Genomic DNA, 17,583 nt, shown 5'->3' on the forward strand with positions numbered 1-17,583 from the left:
CTTGGTCAATACCAGGTACTAACCGTTTGAAATGGAGTGAAGAAAAGATATACTGGTTTGGAGCTAAGAGGTGGGATAAAAGGGGCAAACTTGAGATACAGGCCTAAGGCCCGCATAGCTGTGAGAAAGCATATACTCTCTTGTCATTTCGAGCAGATCGGGAATCTATACTTATTGTCGGCAAGCCTGTTGCTTCGTAGCAGCCTCTGTTCCTCAGTCTTACTCACTTACACTTCCATAGTTCCTATTGGTGCGCTCACGGCCGCGGGGCCTCGTCCTCGGGTATCGCGCTGTTGATTTGAAGCTGCCATCGGCTGCGCCTGCAGGCTGCTTCGCTGTCGCTCAGCACCGCAACAAATCAAAGGCGCTCAACCCTAGGACTGGAAACAACACTGCTTCGTAAGCGGCTATGCAACTGGAACCCATTGTAGGGACAGGTGGCGACCTGTCCGTGTTATACCTGCAGCAATGAAACTCATACCTGTAAATAAAGCAACGTCCGAGCTCCCCTCCTTAGACAAGGAGGGGTTGGGGGTGGTTGGACCACAGTAGCCATAAAACTTATACTTGCAAAGTGGCAAGAGCAGAAATTCCCCTCCTCGGAGGGACGCAGGGGTGGGTTTATACTTAGGCTATACCAGATCTCTCCTTTCGAGATAACATAACGACTGATAGAACTCCCTCTCATGTATTTAGGAGAGAGCTAAAGTAAGGTAAACCAACATGAAGGTGTATTTGCACCAACTCACAACTCAGCACTCATAACTTTACGCTAGTCTTTGAACCGTTTCCAGTTGATCATCATGTACTTATCGCCCAGTTCTGTGATCATCATGCCGGCACCTTTAAGATTGCCGCCGTTTTTGATGTATTCTATTAATTCGGCGTGGTTCAGGATCTTATAGGTAGGATGGTACTCGGTTTGTTCAGGAGCCTTTACTTTATACTTCTTCACCCAGTTCATCACCGATACATGACTCACGCCCAGAATCCGCTCTATCTCCCGGTAGCTGATGCCTTCTATATAGAGCTGCAGCGCCTTCGTTACATAGTAGTTGTCTATCCCCTTCCCGAGCTTGTTTACCGTAAAGTAATAGCCACATTTTTTGCATCGGTAACGCTGCCTGTCGTTTGTGACGCCGCTTTTCACCACCTGCAAGGCACTACATCGGGGACAAAGGGGATTTTTCATAAGTTACTGAACTATAGACAAACACAAATAAGATAGCTATATCAAGTTAGCATAACTATAACAAATTAGCAAATTTTGTTTAGCAGTATCTCTTTCTGAGTCAATGTTTTAACAACCAGTACCTCATCTCCTCAATTTTACTTAGCCATATACCTATTTTAAGCACAAAGCCCTCTAAACAGTAATGCCCGACCATTTGGCCGGGCATTACTGTTTACGATGTACCTATAGCTCTTAATTCATATCCCGTACCGACACGATCACTTCGTCGTACTCGTTGGTTCTGTTCAGGAAATCCACAATCTTACGTCCTACCTCTTCCGGGGAAGCCAGTTCCCCTTTTTCTTTATACTCCCGGAAACGCTCTACATTGCTGAACCGCCCCGCATCCGACTCCCGGATATGCTCCTGCATACCTGTATCCACAACTCCTGGTGACAATGCAAACACTCGTACAGAAGAACCCCGCAGGTCCTGCTCCTGCTGCACGGTCAGCGACAGCATGTCCAACGCCGCTTTGGAGGCGCAATAAGCAGCCCAGCCGTCTACCGGGTACTTACCCGCTCCGGAACTGATGTTCACGATCACTTTGGGTACCTGCAGCGGTTGGTATACCTGCAGAAAGGTGTTCATGAGCATGGCTGGCACAATCACATTCACATCAAATACAAACTCGAAACGCTCGTTTGGCATGCCCTCTCCTACATACCCGATATCCCCAACTACACCGGCATTGTTTATCAGCACAAGGCGCCCGGCATCTTTGTAAGGCAAAAATACTTTATGCAGGTTATGCTCTACGGCAGGTATGTCTGAGAAATCCAAAGGCTGGTGGCGGTAGTTCTTGTGCTGAATGCTGCTGCTCCTGCATACACCGATCACGCAGTTGTTTTCATCTTTCAGTAGTTCTTCGGCTATTGCTTTGCCAATCCCTTTGCTGGCCCCGGTTATGAAGTAGTAGTCCATCTGTTTAATTACGAATTATAAATTACGAATTACGAATGGAAGAGAATATGAAAGCCTTCTGCTACCATCGCCTTTCTGAGCTTCTCTTAAAGTATAGATTACTACGGGAACCGCAAAAAGAAAGATGGCGCCCCTGCCAAAGCAAAGGATAGTTAGAAAATTAGAAGTTTAGAAAGTTAAAAAGTGGTGCTTTTAACTCAGGTCGAAATAGTTTTGGGTTGTGCTTATACTTGCTCCTTCTGCCAGAGCTTTTCTAAACAAAAAAGCTGGTGCTCCTGCTTTCACAGAAACACCAGCTTTCCAGTCTCGCAAGTCGCAGACTCACCTTTATTCTGAGTTACAGAAATAATTTCCGCACCAGTTTATACTTGCCAGAAACGCTCTAACTTTCTACCCCCTCTAACTCTCTAACTACAAAATGTATTGGCTCAGGTCGCGGTTGCGGACCATATCGGACAGACGCTCCAGCACCATTTCACGGGTTACCACGATCTTGGCATTGGCACTGATCTTGTCCGGAACATCAAACAGGATGTCGTTAAGCAGGCGGCTCATGACCGTATGCAGGCGACGGGCGCCAATGTTCTCGATCTCAGCATTTACTTCGTAGGCAATGGCTGCAATCTCATCCAGGGCCTCATCGGCAAACGAAAGCTCCACGCCTTCTGCTGCCAACAGAGCCACATATTGCTTTGTCAGCGCATTTTTCGGGAATTTCAGAATCTGGTAAAAATCCTCTTTTGTCAGGCTTTGCAGCTCCACGCGGATCGGGAAACGGCCCTGTAGCTCCGGAATCAGATCGGATGGCTTGGCCACGTGAAACGCACCGGCAGCAATAAACAGAATATGGTCGGTGTTGATGATGCCATACTTTGTATTTACCGTCGAGCCTTCTACGATCGGCAGCAGGTCGCGCTGCACGCCTTCGCGACTTACGTCAGGTCCGCCACCGCCTTTTTTGCTGGAGCTGGCCACTTTGTCGATCTCATCAATAAAAATCACGCCGGAGTTTTCAGCTTTATGGATTGCTTCTTCTTTTACCTCGTCCATGTCGATGAGCTTGGCTGCTTCTTCTTCCAACAGGATCTTTCTGGCTTCGGCAATGGTAACTTTGCGCTTCTTGGTTTTCTTCGGCATCATGCCGCTGATCATTTCCTGGATGTTCATCATGGAAGCCTCGTCCATGCCAGGACCCATCACGCCTACGCCGGGCATGCTGCTCTGCTGTACCTTGATCTCGATTTTACGATCTTCCAGTTCGCCGTTGCGGATCTTATCGCGGAACTTCTCGCGCGTACGCTCATTGAGTTCGTAATCGTTATCCGGCATGGCATTCGAATCCGCAGTAGTAGAGTATGGCGTTGAAGCACGGCCTTGGATTGGCGGGATCAGGGCATCGAGGATGATGTCTTCCACCACTTCGGCTGCTTTTTGCTTTACCTCTTCTTTTTTACGGGTCTTCACCATGTTCACGGCCTGCTCCACCAGGTCGCGTACCATACTTTCCACGTCGCGGCCTACGTAGCCAACTTCGGTAAACTTAGATGCCTCCACTTTGGTAAAAGGCGCATCAGCGATCTTAGCCAAACGGCGGGCAATTTCTGTTTTACCCACACCTGTAGCCCCGATCATTAGGATGTTGTTGGGCACAATCTCCTTCCGGATGCTTTCGTCAGCATTCATGCGGCGCCAGCGGTTACGCAAGGCAATGGCCACGTTGCGTTTGGCATCCTTCTGCCCAATGATATATTTATCCAGCTCCTCTACAATCTGGGCCGGTGTTAAGTATTCGATTGAATCTAACATTTTAACTTGTTATGTTTAAAATCAGAAATTTGGTTGCCACAGCTATACTTAAAACGCTGCAGCCTATACTTTATTAGCTGCTCTTCTTTTTCAGGAAAGTCTGCGTGCTGGTGCTCACGGTTACGTAGTGGCTGGCGCCCGAAGGGTGATAAAAGGCGCTTCCATAGTTCAGTTCGAAAGCCCGCACCCGCAGCATCAGCCCTAACGAGAAGCCAGCACCGCCTGAGTTGGTGTCGAGTCGGAGTTCTTTTCTCCGCAAATGATTATACCCCGCACGGGCCTGAAAGTTTTTGCTGAACAGGAATTCTGCCCCGACAGCAAAATGCCGTGCTATCTTGTCGCCCAGTTTTTTCTCTTCTTTTATCTCGTTGCCGTTCTCGTCCAACCTGCCTTTTTCGTTCGGGTCAAGGTACACGATGTCGAACTGGTAGAGGTGGTGCGCCGTAAGGGAAAGCCGCAGCGGCATGTGCTCCGGTTTGTAACTCACTCCCAGCTGCGCATCGAAAGGCATAGCCTGCCGCTCTGCCCCGTCATAAGCCTTCACCTGGTAGCCGATGTTCTTAAACGCCAGCCCTACCGTAAGGTCTTTTTCCGGATGTTTGAAAGCACCGCCCACATCAGCCAACACACCCACTGCCTTGTTGCCCGCCATACTTGATACAGCCACTTTGGCCGTTGCCCCTATGGTAAAAGCCTCTGCCTGGCGGGCGTGGCTCAGGTTAAAAGTATAGTCGTTTACTGAAAACGTCCCCTCCTCCAGGCCGGTAGCGTCGCGCTGCACAAAGTCACCGTAGTTGAGGTAATTTATACTTGCCGCCCAGCGCCCATACTTCTCATGGTTAAAAGCATAGGCTACGTTGCTCTGTTTGATGTCTGCCAGGTAACCTGTATAGCTCAGCGACAGCTGGTTGTCCATGTCCGGGTTCAGCAGCGCCGGGTTAGCGGCTACCATGTTCACATCATGCGCTCCGGCACTCACATTTACACCACCCAATGCAGCAAGCTTCGCATTAGCAGGCAACTCCAGAAAAAGAAAGCCCCGCTGCCCTCCTACTTGTGCCTGTGCCGTAAGCGAAATGCCCAGCAAAGATCCAAGTACAAGAGCCACGGCTTTTTTCATGGGGCAATATTGAATGAGCGGATGAGTGATTGAGTGAATATTTTATATTGATGATTGAGCTTTCTTGTACTATCTGTCATTTCGAGCTTAGTGAGAAATCTGGGACATTCATGGTTACGCAGTATTTCAGATTTCTCACTAAGCTCGAAATGCCAGAATAACATTCACTCATTCGCTCAATCAATCATTCACAATTACACTTTCCGTCACACGCAGATCGAGCGGGTTCTTCACTTTCTCTTTCAGCAAAGCGATCTGGATCACCTCGTCTACCCGGTCTACATAATGTATCTTCAGGCCTTTGATGTACTGGTCTGGTATCTCGCTGATGTCTTTGCGGTTTTTCTGACAAAGGATGATGTCGGTAATACCGGCACGTTTGGCCGCCAGGATCTTCTCTTTGATACCTCCAACCGGAAGCACCTTGCCGCGCAGCGTGATCTCGCCGGTCATGGCCAGGCGTGAGCGTACTTTGCGCTGCGTAAACACCGAGGCTATGGAAGTAAAGATGGCAATACCCGCCGACGGACCATCTTTCGGCACCGCGCCTTCCGGGAAGTGGATGTGCAGATCGTACTGGTCGAACAGGCGGTAATCAATATCGAGCAGGTTGGCATGCGCCTTCAGGTATGAAATAGCCGTCATCGCTGACTCTTTCATTACATCGCCCAGCTGGCCTGACAACGTTAGTTTGCCTTTGCCTCTACTCAGTATACTTTCGATGAACAGGATGTCGCCACCAACCGATGTCCAGGCCAGGCCTGTGACAACGCCTGCTGTATCGATGTCTTGGTAAATTTCTTTGTCGAAGGTTTCCGGACCAAGGATCTTCACCGCATCTTCCGGCTTGATGGTTGGCTCAAATTCCTCCTCCATCGCCTTCAGCTTGGCTGTCTGGCGTACCAGTTGCCCGATTTTCCGCTCCAGGTTTCGTACCCCCGATTCGCGGGTATAGTCTTCGATCACCTTGTGGAGCGTTGCTTTCGGGATCTTCACATCCTCTTCTTTCAAGCCGTGCTCGCTTACCTGCTTCGGCACCAGGTGGCGCTTTGCAATTTCTGTCTTCTCCTCTAAAGTATAGCCTGTCAGCTCGATGATCTCCATACGGTCGCGCAGGGCTGGCTGAATGGTATCAAGGGAGTTAGCCGTTGCAATGAACAACACCTTCGAGAGGTCATACTCCACGTCCAGGTAATTGTCCATGAACGTATGGTTTTGTTCCGGGTCCAGCACCTCCAGCAAAGCCGAAGACGGATCACCGCGGAAATCAGAAGCCAGTTTATCGATCTCATCCAGTATGATGACCGGGTTGGCAGATCCTACTTTTTTGATCTGGGTAATGATCTTGCCCGGCATAGCGCCCACATAGGTACGGCGGTGGCCACGTATCTCAGCCTCGTCGCGCACCCCACCCAGTGACATCCTGACGTAGTTACGGCCCAGTGCTTTGGCAATGGAACGGCCCAGCGAGGTTTTACCAACTCCCGGAGGTCCGTACAGGCAAAGGATCGGCGCCTTCATATCGTTCTTCAGCTTCAGCACGGCCAGGTACTCCAATATGCGTTCCTTCACCTTCTCCAGGCCATAATGGTCGGCGTCGAGGATCTTCTTGGTACGCTTCAGGTTGAAGTTATCTTTAGTGTACTCGTTCCAGGGCAGGTCGAGCAGGAACTCCAGGTAGTTAACCGCAACCGGGTATTCGGCTGCCTGCGGGTTCAGGCGCGCCAGTCGTTCCATCTCTTTGTTGAAATGCTTGGCTACCTGCTCCGGCCATTTTTTCTTTAGGGCACGCTCACGGAAACGCTCGATTTCCTGGTCCGGCCCTTCCTGGCCCAGTTCGTCCTGCAACACTTTGATCTGCTGGCGCAGGAAATAGTCGCGCTGCTGCTGATCGATGTCGGTATGTACTTTGGTATGGATCTCCTGCTTCAGCTCCAATAGCTGTATTTCGCGCAGCATGATCTCGAGCAACTGCGTACCACGCTCCGCACCATCGTTCACCTCCAGCAGTTTTTGTTTCTGCGCCACCTCCACGTTCAGGTTCGACGACAGGAAGTGTGTCAGGAAGCTCGGGCTGTCGATGTTATCGAGGGCCACCTGTGCTTCCTGTGGTATCTCCGGGTTCAGCTTCAGCATTTTGGCCGCCGCATCTTTCAGCGACTGCACCAGCGCCTTTACCTCTTTGCTCTTTTTGTTCGGGAACGTTTCGGCACAGTAGCTGATCTTGGCCATCAGGTAAGGGTCTTCCTGCGTAACCTCATCAATTGTAAAGCGGCTCTGCCCCTGTATGATGATGGTGGTGTTTCCGTCGGGCAGCACCAGCATCTTCAGGATCTTGGCAACTGTTCCTACATTAAACAGGTCTTCGGCAGATGGGTCGTCGCTGTTTACATTCTTCTGTGCAACCACCCCTACAATCTTATCTCCCTTATGGGCTTTGCGCACCAGCCTTACCGATTTTTTGCGGCTAACGGTTATAGGCAACACTACCCCCGGGAACAGCACCGTGTTTCTGACAGCCAGTATAGGCAGTTCTTCGGGCAGTTCCTCCGGTGTCAGCTCATCTTCGGCATCTGTGGTAATGATCGGAATCAGGTCATCAGAATCGCCCTCAGCAGAGCCGCTGAGTAAAAGTTGGTGTAGAAAGTTCTTCAATGTATAGTTCATAATATGAGTTCGTGCCATATTGACAGAAACTGCCTCCGAAGCGGGCAAATTTCTGTATTCGTGTAGTATTGTCAAGACCTGTGCCAACCCTTCTTTCACTCCGCTTTTGTCTTATTTAAGCAGCCTTTGCAGCTGTTATACTTAAAAATTTATCTCCTGATTAAGAAATCGTCACAAAAATATAGCATAAAATAGATATCTTTGAAACTCAGGTAAACTAAATTGGGCCGATGAAACGAACGTACCTGATCGGGTATCTTTTCCTTTTCTTCCTGCTTCCTTTTACAGGCTACGGGCAATACAAGCATATCCCGCTCAAAGCTGCTTCCGGGTTAAAAGCACGCAAGAAGGCACCAAATCCGGAGCTCCACCTCGACTTCCCTAATATAAACAAAATAGCCTACTACCGCGACAAAAAAAAGCTGTCGGCTATTCAGAAACTCGAGAAGCGCAAGCAGTACAAACAGGCGCTACCCTTGCTCGAAGCGTATGTGAGCAACTTCGGGATTGATAACTTTTACAAAGATACGCAGCTGCTCTGGCGACTGGGCCAGCTGTATGAGCGCCAAGGCAAGCTGGAACACGCCAAAGCCCTTTACCGCCTCGTGCTGAAGCACCACCGCACCGATGTTCGACGGGTTCAGTCATACTACGATTCGCTGGAACAGAACAGCAAAGACTATTACGTGCCGCTGCACTATTATTACGAGCTGGTCGAGTACCGCAAGTCTATTTCCACGTTTCAGCCGCCCAAAGGAGTGTACCTGAACATGGGTACCTCCATCAACTCGCCGTACGAAGATTACGGGCCAACTATAAACTCGGAGGAGGAAACGTTCATCTTCACCTCCAAGCGCAACATACAGCCAGGATTGAACGAGCGCCAGAACGAGGACCTGTTCTATTCCAAGCAGGTTGACGGTTTCTGGCAGGAGGCGCAATCTTTTGGCAAGCCCATCAACAGCCTGTACAACGAAGGATCTGCCTGCCTGAGCCGCGACGGCAAAACGCTATACTTTGCACGCTGCTTCTCTCCTGACGGAATGGGCAACTGCGACCTGTACGTGGCCACCATGCAGGAAGACGGCAAATGGGGCAACATCAAAAACCTGGGCGCTAAAGTCAACAGCAAAGGCTGGGATTCGCAACCTACGTTTTCGAGCAAGGAAGACACGTTATACTTTGCCTCTGACCGCCTGGGCGGTTTTGGCCTTTCAGACATATACTATACAACCAAGCTCCGCAACGGCGAATGGTCGAAGGCACAGAACATGGGGCCGGTGGTAAATACACGCGAAAGTGAGGTGAGCCCCTTCTTCCATCCGAAATACCAGGTGCTCTACTTCAGCTCCAGAGGCCAGCTGTACAACTTCGGCGATTTCGACATCTACAAGACTTACCGCGTGAACGGCCACTGGCAGGAGCCGCGCAACATAGGTCCGCTGGTAAACGGCCGGGGCAGCGAGTATTACTTCACCATCGATGCCAGTTCGAAGAACCTGTACTACGCCCGATCTGAAGAGAACGATATCAAAAACCTGGACCTATACTCCTTCCCGCTGCCCATGGAAGCACACCCGCTGGCCGTGACCAAAGTAGAAGGGACCGTGAAAGATACTGTAACACGCAAGCCACTATCGGGCATCATTTCCATCATCGACCTGGAGAACGGCATCGAAATATCCTCCAAGTATATCCGCCCAGACGGGTCCTTTGAGTTTGATCTCATTGACCAGACTCGTTATATGATGATCATCCAGAGCCCCGACTTTTTCACCATTGAGCGGGAGCTTTCGTTGGAGCAGGACACCACCTTCCAGATACGGACCACAGTGATTGACTACAGCATACCGATGGTGTTCAAAAACATTGAATTCGATCAGAATGAATCTACCATAAAACCGGACATGCAGCCGATCCTGGACGAAGTGGCGCTCTTCCTGATCGACCACCCGACCTACCGGCTGGAGATAGCAGGCCACACCGACAGCGCCGGCGACCAGGAGTTTAACCTGGCCCTCTCACAAGACCGGGCCGATGCGATCAGGAGCTACATCGAAAGGAAAGTAAACATACCGCAGGGCCGCATCGACGCGGTTGGCTACGGCAGCAGCAAACCCCTACGCTCCGAAAAAACCGAAGAAGACCGCCGCATCAACCGCCGCGTAGAGTTTAGGTTGATAAAACCGGACAGGCCTGAGCGGGGATTGAAGTAAGGCTGGGAAAATGTTGATAAGGTTTATACTTGACCAATGTATACTTAATGGAAATACATAAAGAGTGGTATCTGTATGAGGTCTAGACAAACCCTTAATTAAAAATTAATGAAGCTTTTCCTCAGACTTAAGCACTGGCAGCTATTTCTTATAACATGGGGGCTCCCGATAGTGGTAAATATCTTGACATTTTCTCAACCTGAGTTAATGTTCCTGACTTTTCCAGTAATAATGATTCTCTTTACTTTTGGAAACTTTGGATGGATCTGGGCAATTGCTACAGAGCTTAATCATAAACTACCTGTATCTGTAAACCTGAACGCAGCAAGATTTAGGCTATACTTTGCCACTCCTTTAATTTATATTTCAGCATTAAGCTTATACATGATCACTTTTTCCAGCGGTATAAGCGATAGCACAAGTATGGTGTCGTTTGGAACAGTAATCCTTGTATTTCACCTGTTGTCGATGATCTTCATATTCATGGGTATGCGGTTTGCAGCTAAAACCATGAAATCAGTAGAATTAGGTAGGGAAGCAAAATTCAGCGATTACGCGGGTGAGTTCTTTCTGATGTGGTTTTCGATCATTGGCTATTGGGTACTTCAGCCCCGGTTAAACAGGCTTTCAGCAGAATAAAAAAAGCTCTATACTTCTGGCCTTGTCAACCTTTCCCTTTTATACTTTACTTCAGCCGTTATGCTTGCTGGTGAAAACACGCAGCAAGGGCGAACAATCACTCAAGTACCAGCTATAAAGTATAAAACCAGCCCCTAACAGAGCTGGTTTTATACTTTATACTTTGCGATTCTATACTTGAACTCCTAAAAGCTGATCTTCTTCACACCATCGTCTTTCTGGAACAGCGTGCTGTTGACTTTGCCTTTGTAGTTGATGTTGACAATGTTCATCTGGTCACTGAAGAGTTCTGTGAGTACTGCGTTACGCACGTAAAGCTGGGAAAGAGCGGTAGCTTGCAGCGGCACTTCCACATAAGCCCAGATAACGTCGGCATCTTCTTCGGCTCCCACAAACGTATGCTTCAGCGGTTTGCCCTGCGCCACCTCAAACGTAAGCGAGCTCTGCAGGTAATCGGCCAGGAACCTCTGCACCTCTCCTGATTTGCTGTAGGTGATCTTGCGCTTGTTACGCCGTGAGAGCGCGTCCTCGAGGTCATCGGTAAATACTTTCACAGCCACCTCCAGCGACTTGGTGCGCGGGTTGTAGCTCACATCCGTGATGCTGGTGTGGTAATCGTGGGCGCTGACAAAAAGGCTTGTCAGAGAAAGCGCCAGCACCAGAATTATACTTTTATACTTCATACTTATTTTCCGGCAGGTGGCAGGTCGGCGAGCACACGCTGTGCCATATCTGGCATGTTGTCGCTCACGATACGCTGCACATCATTGATATTGGAGTGGTACGGCACCTTCACTTTATTTCCGGACACCAGTTCTCCTTTGCTGTCATAGATCGAATAGTGAACCAGAAAATCGCGCTCATAGTTCATGGCAGCCCGGTCGAGGCAATGCTCGTAGTTGGTTTTTACTTCAAACTGGTTGATGAACACGTAATAGTCGATGCCATACTGCCCGTTGAAGTGGTTAAAGAACTCCGGGTTCTTCACCTTCACCCCATAATGTTTGTTTTCGTCCTGCGCTACCGGCACAGTTGCAAGTTGCCCGGTTTTCAGGTTGATCTTATCTTTTTGCCGTTGCACCCACGCAAGGGCATTGCTGCGCTCCTCGCTCTTTACTGTAGGCTGGTTGTTGTAGCGCGATGGCTTGTTATCCTGGTAGCTATAGCTGAGCGATTTGTACAGGGTGCGTAGTTCGTTTACGCTGTCGCGGTACACGCCACCAAGCAGGTTAATGGATTCATACCCTTCCGGAGAGAGCAGGGCGTTAAGTCTTCCGCGGAATACCTGGCGCACGTTCTGGCGGGGTATCTTCGATTTGCGGGCGATCTCGTCGTCGGCGTCAGAAAAGTATAGGTACGGATCGAAAGGCACCACCAGGATGCGCTGCTTGGTTTTGCCCTCGATAGTAGAAGGTACTTTAGTGGCCGAGGCAGACGTACTTTCATTTAAAGAAGCAACCGCCTGAGCTGCTTTGGATGGTGTTGTCGCAACCGGTTTAGCCTGTGTTTTTACCGGTGCACTTGCTTCAGGCTTTGCAGCAGGCGTAGTTGTGGCAGGTTTAGCAGAGGCCGCTGCTGTGGAAGTTTCTGCCGCGACCGTAGCCTTAGAAGCTGTGGCTTTGCGTTTGGCCGGGCTCACCAGGTACAGCGTCTGGCCTGTCTGCAGCTGCGTTCCATTCCACTTCTGAAGCGAATCGACAGGCACACCAAACCTCCTGGAAAGCCCATAGAAGGTTTCGCCCTGCTGCACTACGTACACGCTGTCAGAATCAGCAGTTTGCTGGCTCGTATATAAAAGCAGAGCCGAACCTGCAGGCGCAGCTTCGGCTCTGTGAGCTATACTTAGTATAAAAAGGGCGATAATGGAAAAAGCATACTTTACGATGGTTGCCATGGCGGAATCTTTGGTTAGAAGATTATCTTGAACACATCGTTAAATATAGCAAAAGCCATTAAGCCTAACAATAACACCATACCTACTTTCTGGGCATTTTCCAAAAAGTTATCAGAAGGTTTACGCCCGCTGATCATTTCATAAGTTAAAAATACAACGTGGCCACCATCCAGCGCCGGTATCGGCAGGAAGTTCATAAAGGCCAGCACCATCGACAGCATCGCTGTAATAGACCAGAATTTATACCAGCTAAAGGTATCGCCGAAGATCTGAGCAATACCAATCGGGCCGCTCAGCGATTTAGAAGCCGACACCTCGCCCCGGAAGATCTTGCCAAAGCCTTTCAGGTTTGCTGTGATCACGCCAAAAGCCTGCTCTGTTCCCAGCGGAATTGCCTCTCCGATGCTGTAGTCGCGGGTAGCGTACTGTAACAGAGGCTGTGGACGGAAACCGATGGTGCCTTCCGGCGTTACTTCTGCTTTCAGCTCAACAGGCTTGCCATCGCGTTCCACGTGCATGGCTACTGTTTTAGCGGCATTTGCCTGCAATGCTTTCTGGAACTCATGGAAGAACTTAACCTCCTGTCCATTTACTGATGTAATAAGGTCGCCTGTTTTCAGGCCGGCTTCGGCAGCAGCGCTATTCGGCACCACTTCTCCTACCTTAAACGGCTCGCGCGGCTGCACAAAGAACATACGCTCCTTGTTGTCGGCCACTCGGTCCATCAGGTTAGCCGGCACTTTGATATCCACACGCTCCCCGTTGCGCTCTACCGTATAGTAAGAGTCGCGGCCCAGCAGCATGTCCATGGAGTATACATCCTCGAACTTCTCCAGTTGCTTGCCATTTACAGCCACCACTTTATCACCGGTCTGGAAGCCAATTTCCTGACCTATCTCGTTGGCCACTACGCCATACTTTGCTTCGCTGGCAGGCAGGTAGCTTTCGCCATAGTTATAGGTAAGCGCAATGTAGATCACAATACCCGTGATCACGTTCACAATGATACCGCCCATCATCACGATCAGGCGCTGCCAGGCTGGCTTGGCGCGGAACTCCCATGGCTTCGGCTCTTCCTTCAGCGCCTCTGTATCCATGGACTCATCCACCATACCGGAAATCTTCACGAAACCTCCCAGCGGAATAAGGCCCAGCATGTATTCAGTTTCGCCTATCTTTTTGCTGAAAAGCTTCGGCGGAAAACCGATCGCGTACTTCTCAACCCGCATCCCGAACCATTTCGCCGTCAGCATGTGGCCCAATTCATGCAAACCTACTAAAATCGTAAGGCCCAGAATGAGCTGGCCCACCATTACTACAATATCCATCAAAAAAATTTAATATTTTATACTTTAAGGTTTGTCTGCTGCACAGGTTTTCCCTTGCAGCCTGTTCATGCTCACATTACTTTACTAATTCCAATGCGCGTAACCGGGCTTCTCTATCTGTATCAACATAGTCGTTGTAAGAAGGATTCGCAATATACATAACTTTTGCCATACAGCTCTCAATGATGTCAGACATCTCCAGAAATCCGACCTCGTCTCGAAGAAACGCGCTGACAGCTACTTCGTTAGCTGCATTCAGAATGCACGGCATGTTGCCGCCTTGTTCCATGGCATTGTAAGCCAGTTGCAGGTTACGGAATGTTTTCAGGTCGGGCTGCTCGAACGTTAGCTGCGGGTAATCCAGGAAATTAAAACGGGGAAAATCGGACTTCAGGCGCTGCGGGTAGCCCAGCGCGTACTGTATCGGAAGTTTCATATCGGGCAGGCCAAGCTGCGCCTTAATAGAGCCATCCTCGAACTGCACCAACGAGTGGATGATAGACTGCGGATGCACCACCACTTCGATCTGGTCATTACGCAGCCCAAACAGCCATTTCGCCTCGATCACTTCTAAGCCCTTGTTCATCAGGCTGGCTGAGTCGATGGTGATCTTGGCGCCCATGTCCCAGTTCGGGTGCTTGAGGGCCTGCGCCTTTGTTACCAGTCGCAGCTCTTCCGCTTTTCGTCCACGGAAAGGCCCGCCGGAAGCGGTAAGTATAATCTTCTCGATCGGGTTGTGGAATTCGCCTGCCAGGCACTGGAAAATAGCGCTGTGCTCCGAATCAACCGGGTAAATGTTAACACCCTTTTCGCGGGCCAGTTCTGTGATCAGCTGTCCTGCCACCACCAGCGTTTCCTTATTGGCCAGCGCGATCTGCTTGCCTGCCTGTATGGCGCGGATGGTTGGCTGCAGACCGGCATAGCCTACCATAGCGGTCAGCACCATGTCCACAGTGCTCATTTCCACCACCGAGTTCAGCGCATTGGCACCTGCGTATACTTTGATGTCCTCGTGCTGCAGCGCGTCGCGTACCTGCTCGTACAGATCTTCGCGGGCGATAACCACCACATTGGGCTTGAAAGCCAGCGCCTGGGCAATCAGCAGATCGGCGTTGCTGTGGGCGGTGATCACCTCCAGCTCAAAACTATCCGGGTTGGCTTTGATAACTTCCAGGGCTTGTGTGCCGATAGAGCCAGTTGAGCCAAGTATGGCAATTCTCTTCATTGTGAGTTATGAATTACGAGTTCCTAGTTCCGAGTTAGTTTTGCTCTTCCCTTTACTCGTAAGTATGATACTATTTAAAATCTTTGTCAGCTCCTGACAATCTGCATGAATACTTTCGAAATACCTTGTTTCTATGTAACCGGTATCGTGCAAAAGCTTGAGCCAATATTCTGTTTCGCGAGCCTCTTTTCTGGCTATACTTAGTTTATGTATAAAATCTGCAGTTGACTGACCTCCGGTTGCTTCCTGAACATTAGCCCCGATAGAAGTTCCGCTTCGCAGCACCTGCTTTAGTAAAACAAACTCCTTTTTATCCGCAGACAAATGCTGGTACATTTTTATTATCCGAACAGCAAAGGCATAGGACTTCTCTCCTATAATGCTCTTACTCATGCTTATACTTCATATCAACTCGGAACTCGGAATTAGGAACTCGCCACTCTAAGCAATCCTTCAGCGAGCGACCTGTCGTTGCTCAGGCGGGGTACTTTGTTCTGACCTCCGAGCTTGCCCTGCGATTTCATGTAATTGCGGAATGTACCAAGTGGCAATGGCCTTATCTTCAAATCTGACAGGATGTTGCCTGTGATCAGATCATCGTAGTAAGTGTTCAGCTTCTGCAGTTGTGCGTTCAGCTCTTTTTCGAAAGCGGACAGATCCTGTGGCGGACGGGAAAACTCCACAAGCCACTCATGGTATGACTGCCCTTTGTCCTGGCTAACGTAGGGTGCCACTGTAAACTCTACCAGCTCCACTGAGATATACTTATCCATGGTGCGCTGCATGGCTGCCTCTACTTCTTCGGCAATCACGTGCTCGCCGAAAGCCGATATATAGTGCTTGATGCGGCCGCTCACGATCAGCTTGTAAGGCTTCACGGAAGTAAACTTCACCGTGTCACCAATGGAGTAGCTCCACAGACCAGCATTGCTGCTGATCACCAAAGCATAGTTCACATTCGGCTCTACCTGGCCGATGGTAAGGCGGGTAGGATTCTCATTGAAATACTCCTCCACAGGTATAAACTCATAGAAGATACCTGAGTCCAGCAACAGCAAAAGTCCTTTATCCGTCTGTTGGTTCTGGTAAGCGAAAAAGCCTTCCGATGCCGGAAACAGCTCGATCGAATCTACCTGCTTGCCAATCGACTCGAACATCTTTTTACGATAGGGCTCAAAATTAACTCCACCATACACAAACAAAGAGAAGTTCGGGAAGATGTCCTTTATCTGCTTACCCGTTTGCCGCATCAGCTTATCGAAGTACATCTGCACCCAGGGCGGAATGCCCGAGATCAGCGTCATATCCTGGTCGATGGTCTCTTCAATGATCTGGTCCAGCTTCGATTCCCAGTCTTCGATGCAGTTGGTCTGGTAGGTGGGCAGCTGGTTGGTGCGCAGGTAACCCGGCACGTGGTGGTTGGCTATACCCGACAAGCGTCCGGTCTTGATACCTCCTACCTCTTCCAGCTCCGGGCTTCCGGACAGAAAGATCATTTTGCCATCCAGGAACTTCGATCTTCCGGTTTCATACACATAAGCCAACAAGGCATCGCGGGCTCCGTTTATATGGTTCGAGATAGAATCGCGGGTGATGGGTATGTACTTGGTACCGGAGGTAGTGCCGGACGTTTTAGCCAGGTAAAGTGGTTTGCCTGGCCACATGACATCCCGCTCTCCTGCTTTGATAAAATTAAAGTAGGTACTCAGGCCTTCGTAATCACGCACGGGCACAGCCTTCACGAAATCGGCATGCGTTCTGATGCTGGCAAAGCGGTGGTCGCGCCCGAATGCGGTTTGCTGGGCTTTTTGTAAAATATTCTGAAACACAGCCTCTTGCGCCTCCACTGGGTTTTCGATCCAGCGTTGGTGCTTTTTATGTATATAAGCGGCAAATGGCTTGCTTAACAATGCTTTTACACCCATGTATAAAGAATTTGTGGCAGGTAAAGATAGAATATAAACCCGTAATTTCGGCTGATCTGGCCATTAACACTGGTAAAATTTGCTATTTGAGTTAACCATTTCGTATAAATTAAGTTTTAAAAGCACACATAAACGATAAAAGCTATGAAACAACACAAAGCAAAAGCCCAATGGAAAGGCGGCCTCAAAGAGGGTAGCGGTGAATTTGAAACCGGCCGTGGCAACGTTAAAACCGGTTACTCGTTTGCCTCCCGATTTGGCGATGACACCAGGGCCACCTCGCCGGAAGAACTGATCGGGGCAGCGCATTCAGGATGCTTCTCTATGTTCCTAAGCGCCTTGCTGGAAAAAGCTAATTATACGCCTGAATCTATCAACACTTCTGCCAACGTAACGCTTGGGGAAAAAGACGGAGCAGCCCATATCATGAAAATAGAGCTGACCACAGAAGTAAGAGCTTCAGGCATTCAGAACGAGGAATTTCAGAAGCTGGTGCAGGATGCAAAAGCCGGCTGCCCGGTATCGAAAGCGCTTGCAGCTGTACCGGAAATTACGGTAAATGCTACTTTAGTACAATAAAATAGCTATATTGCAGGAATGGCATT

14 protein-coding genes are annotated in these 17,583 nt (G+C 49.6%); 3 read left to right on the forward strand and 11 right to left on the reverse strand.

Annotation, left to right across the window (positions count from 1 at the left end):
- Window positions 1–772: 772 nt before the first annotated feature.
- From MJ611_RS01575 to lon, 5 genes are all read right to left on the reverse strand, one after another.
- Window positions 773–1,192 (reverse strand): IS1/IS1595 family N-terminal zinc-binding domain-containing protein, encoded by a 420-nt coding sequence (locus tag MJ611_RS01575; protein WP_250427603.1) that lies wholly within the window; start codon window positions 1,190–1,192, stop codon window positions 773–775.
- Between the two features lie 234 nt (window positions 1,193–1,426).
- Window positions 1,427–2,158: an SDR family NAD(P)-dependent oxidoreductase gene (locus MJ611_RS01580; RefSeq protein ID WP_250427605.1), complete on the reverse strand. Its 732-nt coding sequence runs from the start codon at window positions 2,156–2,158 to the stop codon at window positions 1,427–1,429.
- Between the two features lie 411 nt (window positions 2,159–2,569).
- Window positions 2,570–3,964 carry an ATP-dependent protease ATPase subunit HslU gene (hslU, locus tag MJ611_RS01585; protein WP_250427607.1) on the reverse strand — a complete coding sequence of 465 codons (1,395 nt, stop codon included), beginning with the start codon at window positions 3,962–3,964 and terminating at the stop codon, window positions 2,570–2,572.
- 73 nt (window positions 3,965–4,037) lie between these two features.
- Window positions 4,038–5,072: a type IX secretion system protein PorQ gene (porQ, locus tag MJ611_RS01590; RefSeq protein WP_250427609.1), complete on the reverse strand. Its 1,035-nt coding sequence runs from the start codon at window positions 5,070–5,072 to the stop codon at window positions 4,038–4,040.
- A 192-nt stretch (window positions 5,073–5,264) separates the two neighbouring features.
- Window positions 5,265–7,751, reverse strand: coding sequence for an endopeptidase La (gene lon, locus MJ611_RS01595; RefSeq protein WP_250427610.1), 2,487 nt, complete (start codon window positions 7,749–7,751; stop codon window positions 5,265–5,267).
- A gap of 230 nt (window positions 7,752–7,981) precedes the next feature.
- On the opposite strand from lon, the gene MJ611_RS01600 reads away from it, so the two are divergent.
- Window positions 7,982–9,967, forward strand: coding sequence for an OmpA family protein (locus MJ611_RS01600; protein ID WP_250427611.1), 1,986 nt, complete (start codon window positions 7,982–7,984; stop codon window positions 9,965–9,967).
- A 384-nt stretch (window positions 9,968–10,351) separates the two neighbouring features.
- Window positions 10,352–10,606, forward strand: a complete 255-nt coding sequence (locus tag MJ611_RS01605) for a hypothetical protein (RefSeq protein ID WP_250427612.1) — start codon at window positions 10,352–10,354, stop codon at window positions 10,604–10,606.
- Window positions 10,607–10,791: 185 nt separating this feature from the next.
- On the opposite strand, the gene MJ611_RS01610 is transcribed toward MJ611_RS01605, so the two are convergent.
- The 6 genes from MJ611_RS01610 to MJ611_RS01635 form a co-directional block, all read right to left on the reverse strand.
- A complete protein-coding gene (locus MJ611_RS01610; RefSeq protein WP_250427613.1) occupies window positions 10,792–11,289 on the reverse strand; it encodes a DUF6702 family protein in 498 nt (165 codons plus the stop codon).
- Window positions 11,290–11,291: 2 nt separating this feature from the next.
- Window positions 11,292–12,500, reverse strand: coding sequence for a LysM peptidoglycan-binding domain-containing protein (locus MJ611_RS01615; RefSeq protein WP_250427614.1), 1,209 nt, complete (start codon window positions 12,498–12,500; stop codon window positions 11,292–11,294).
- 14 nt (window positions 12,501–12,514) lie between these two features.
- Window positions 12,515–13,828 (reverse strand): RIP metalloprotease RseP, encoded by a 1,314-nt coding sequence (rseP, locus tag MJ611_RS01620; protein WP_250427615.1) that lies wholly within the window; start codon window positions 13,826–13,828, stop codon window positions 12,515–12,517.
- 76 nt (window positions 13,829–13,904) lie between these two features.
- Window positions 13,905–15,053, reverse strand: a complete 1,149-nt coding sequence (locus tag MJ611_RS01625; protein ID WP_250427616.1) for a 1-deoxy-D-xylulose-5-phosphate reductoisomerase — start codon at window positions 15,051–15,053, stop codon at window positions 13,905–13,907.
- Between the two features lie 6 nt (window positions 15,054–15,059).
- Complete coding sequence (locus tag MJ611_RS01630; protein WP_250427617.1) at window positions 15,060–15,446, reverse strand: four helix bundle protein; 387 nt, start codon at window positions 15,444–15,446, stop codon at window positions 15,060–15,062.
- A gap of 32 nt (window positions 15,447–15,478) precedes the next feature.
- Window positions 15,479–16,978 carry a GH3 auxin-responsive promoter family protein gene (locus MJ611_RS01635; RefSeq protein ID WP_250427618.1) on the reverse strand — a complete coding sequence of 500 codons (1,500 nt, stop codon included), beginning with the start codon at window positions 16,976–16,978 and terminating at the stop codon, window positions 15,479–15,481.
- Window positions 16,979–17,122: 144 nt separating this feature from the next.
- On the opposite strand from MJ611_RS01635, the gene MJ611_RS01640 reads away from it, so the two are divergent.
- Window positions 17,123–17,557, forward strand: a complete 435-nt coding sequence (locus MJ611_RS01640) for an OsmC family peroxiredoxin (protein ID WP_250427619.1) — start codon at window positions 17,123–17,125, stop codon at window positions 17,555–17,557.
- Window positions 17,558–17,583: the final 26 nt, after the last annotated feature.

The organism is Pontibacter ruber (assembly GCF_023630205.1).
GTDB lineage: Bacteria > Bacteroidota > Bacteroidia > Cytophagales > Hymenobacteraceae > Pontibacter > Pontibacter ruber.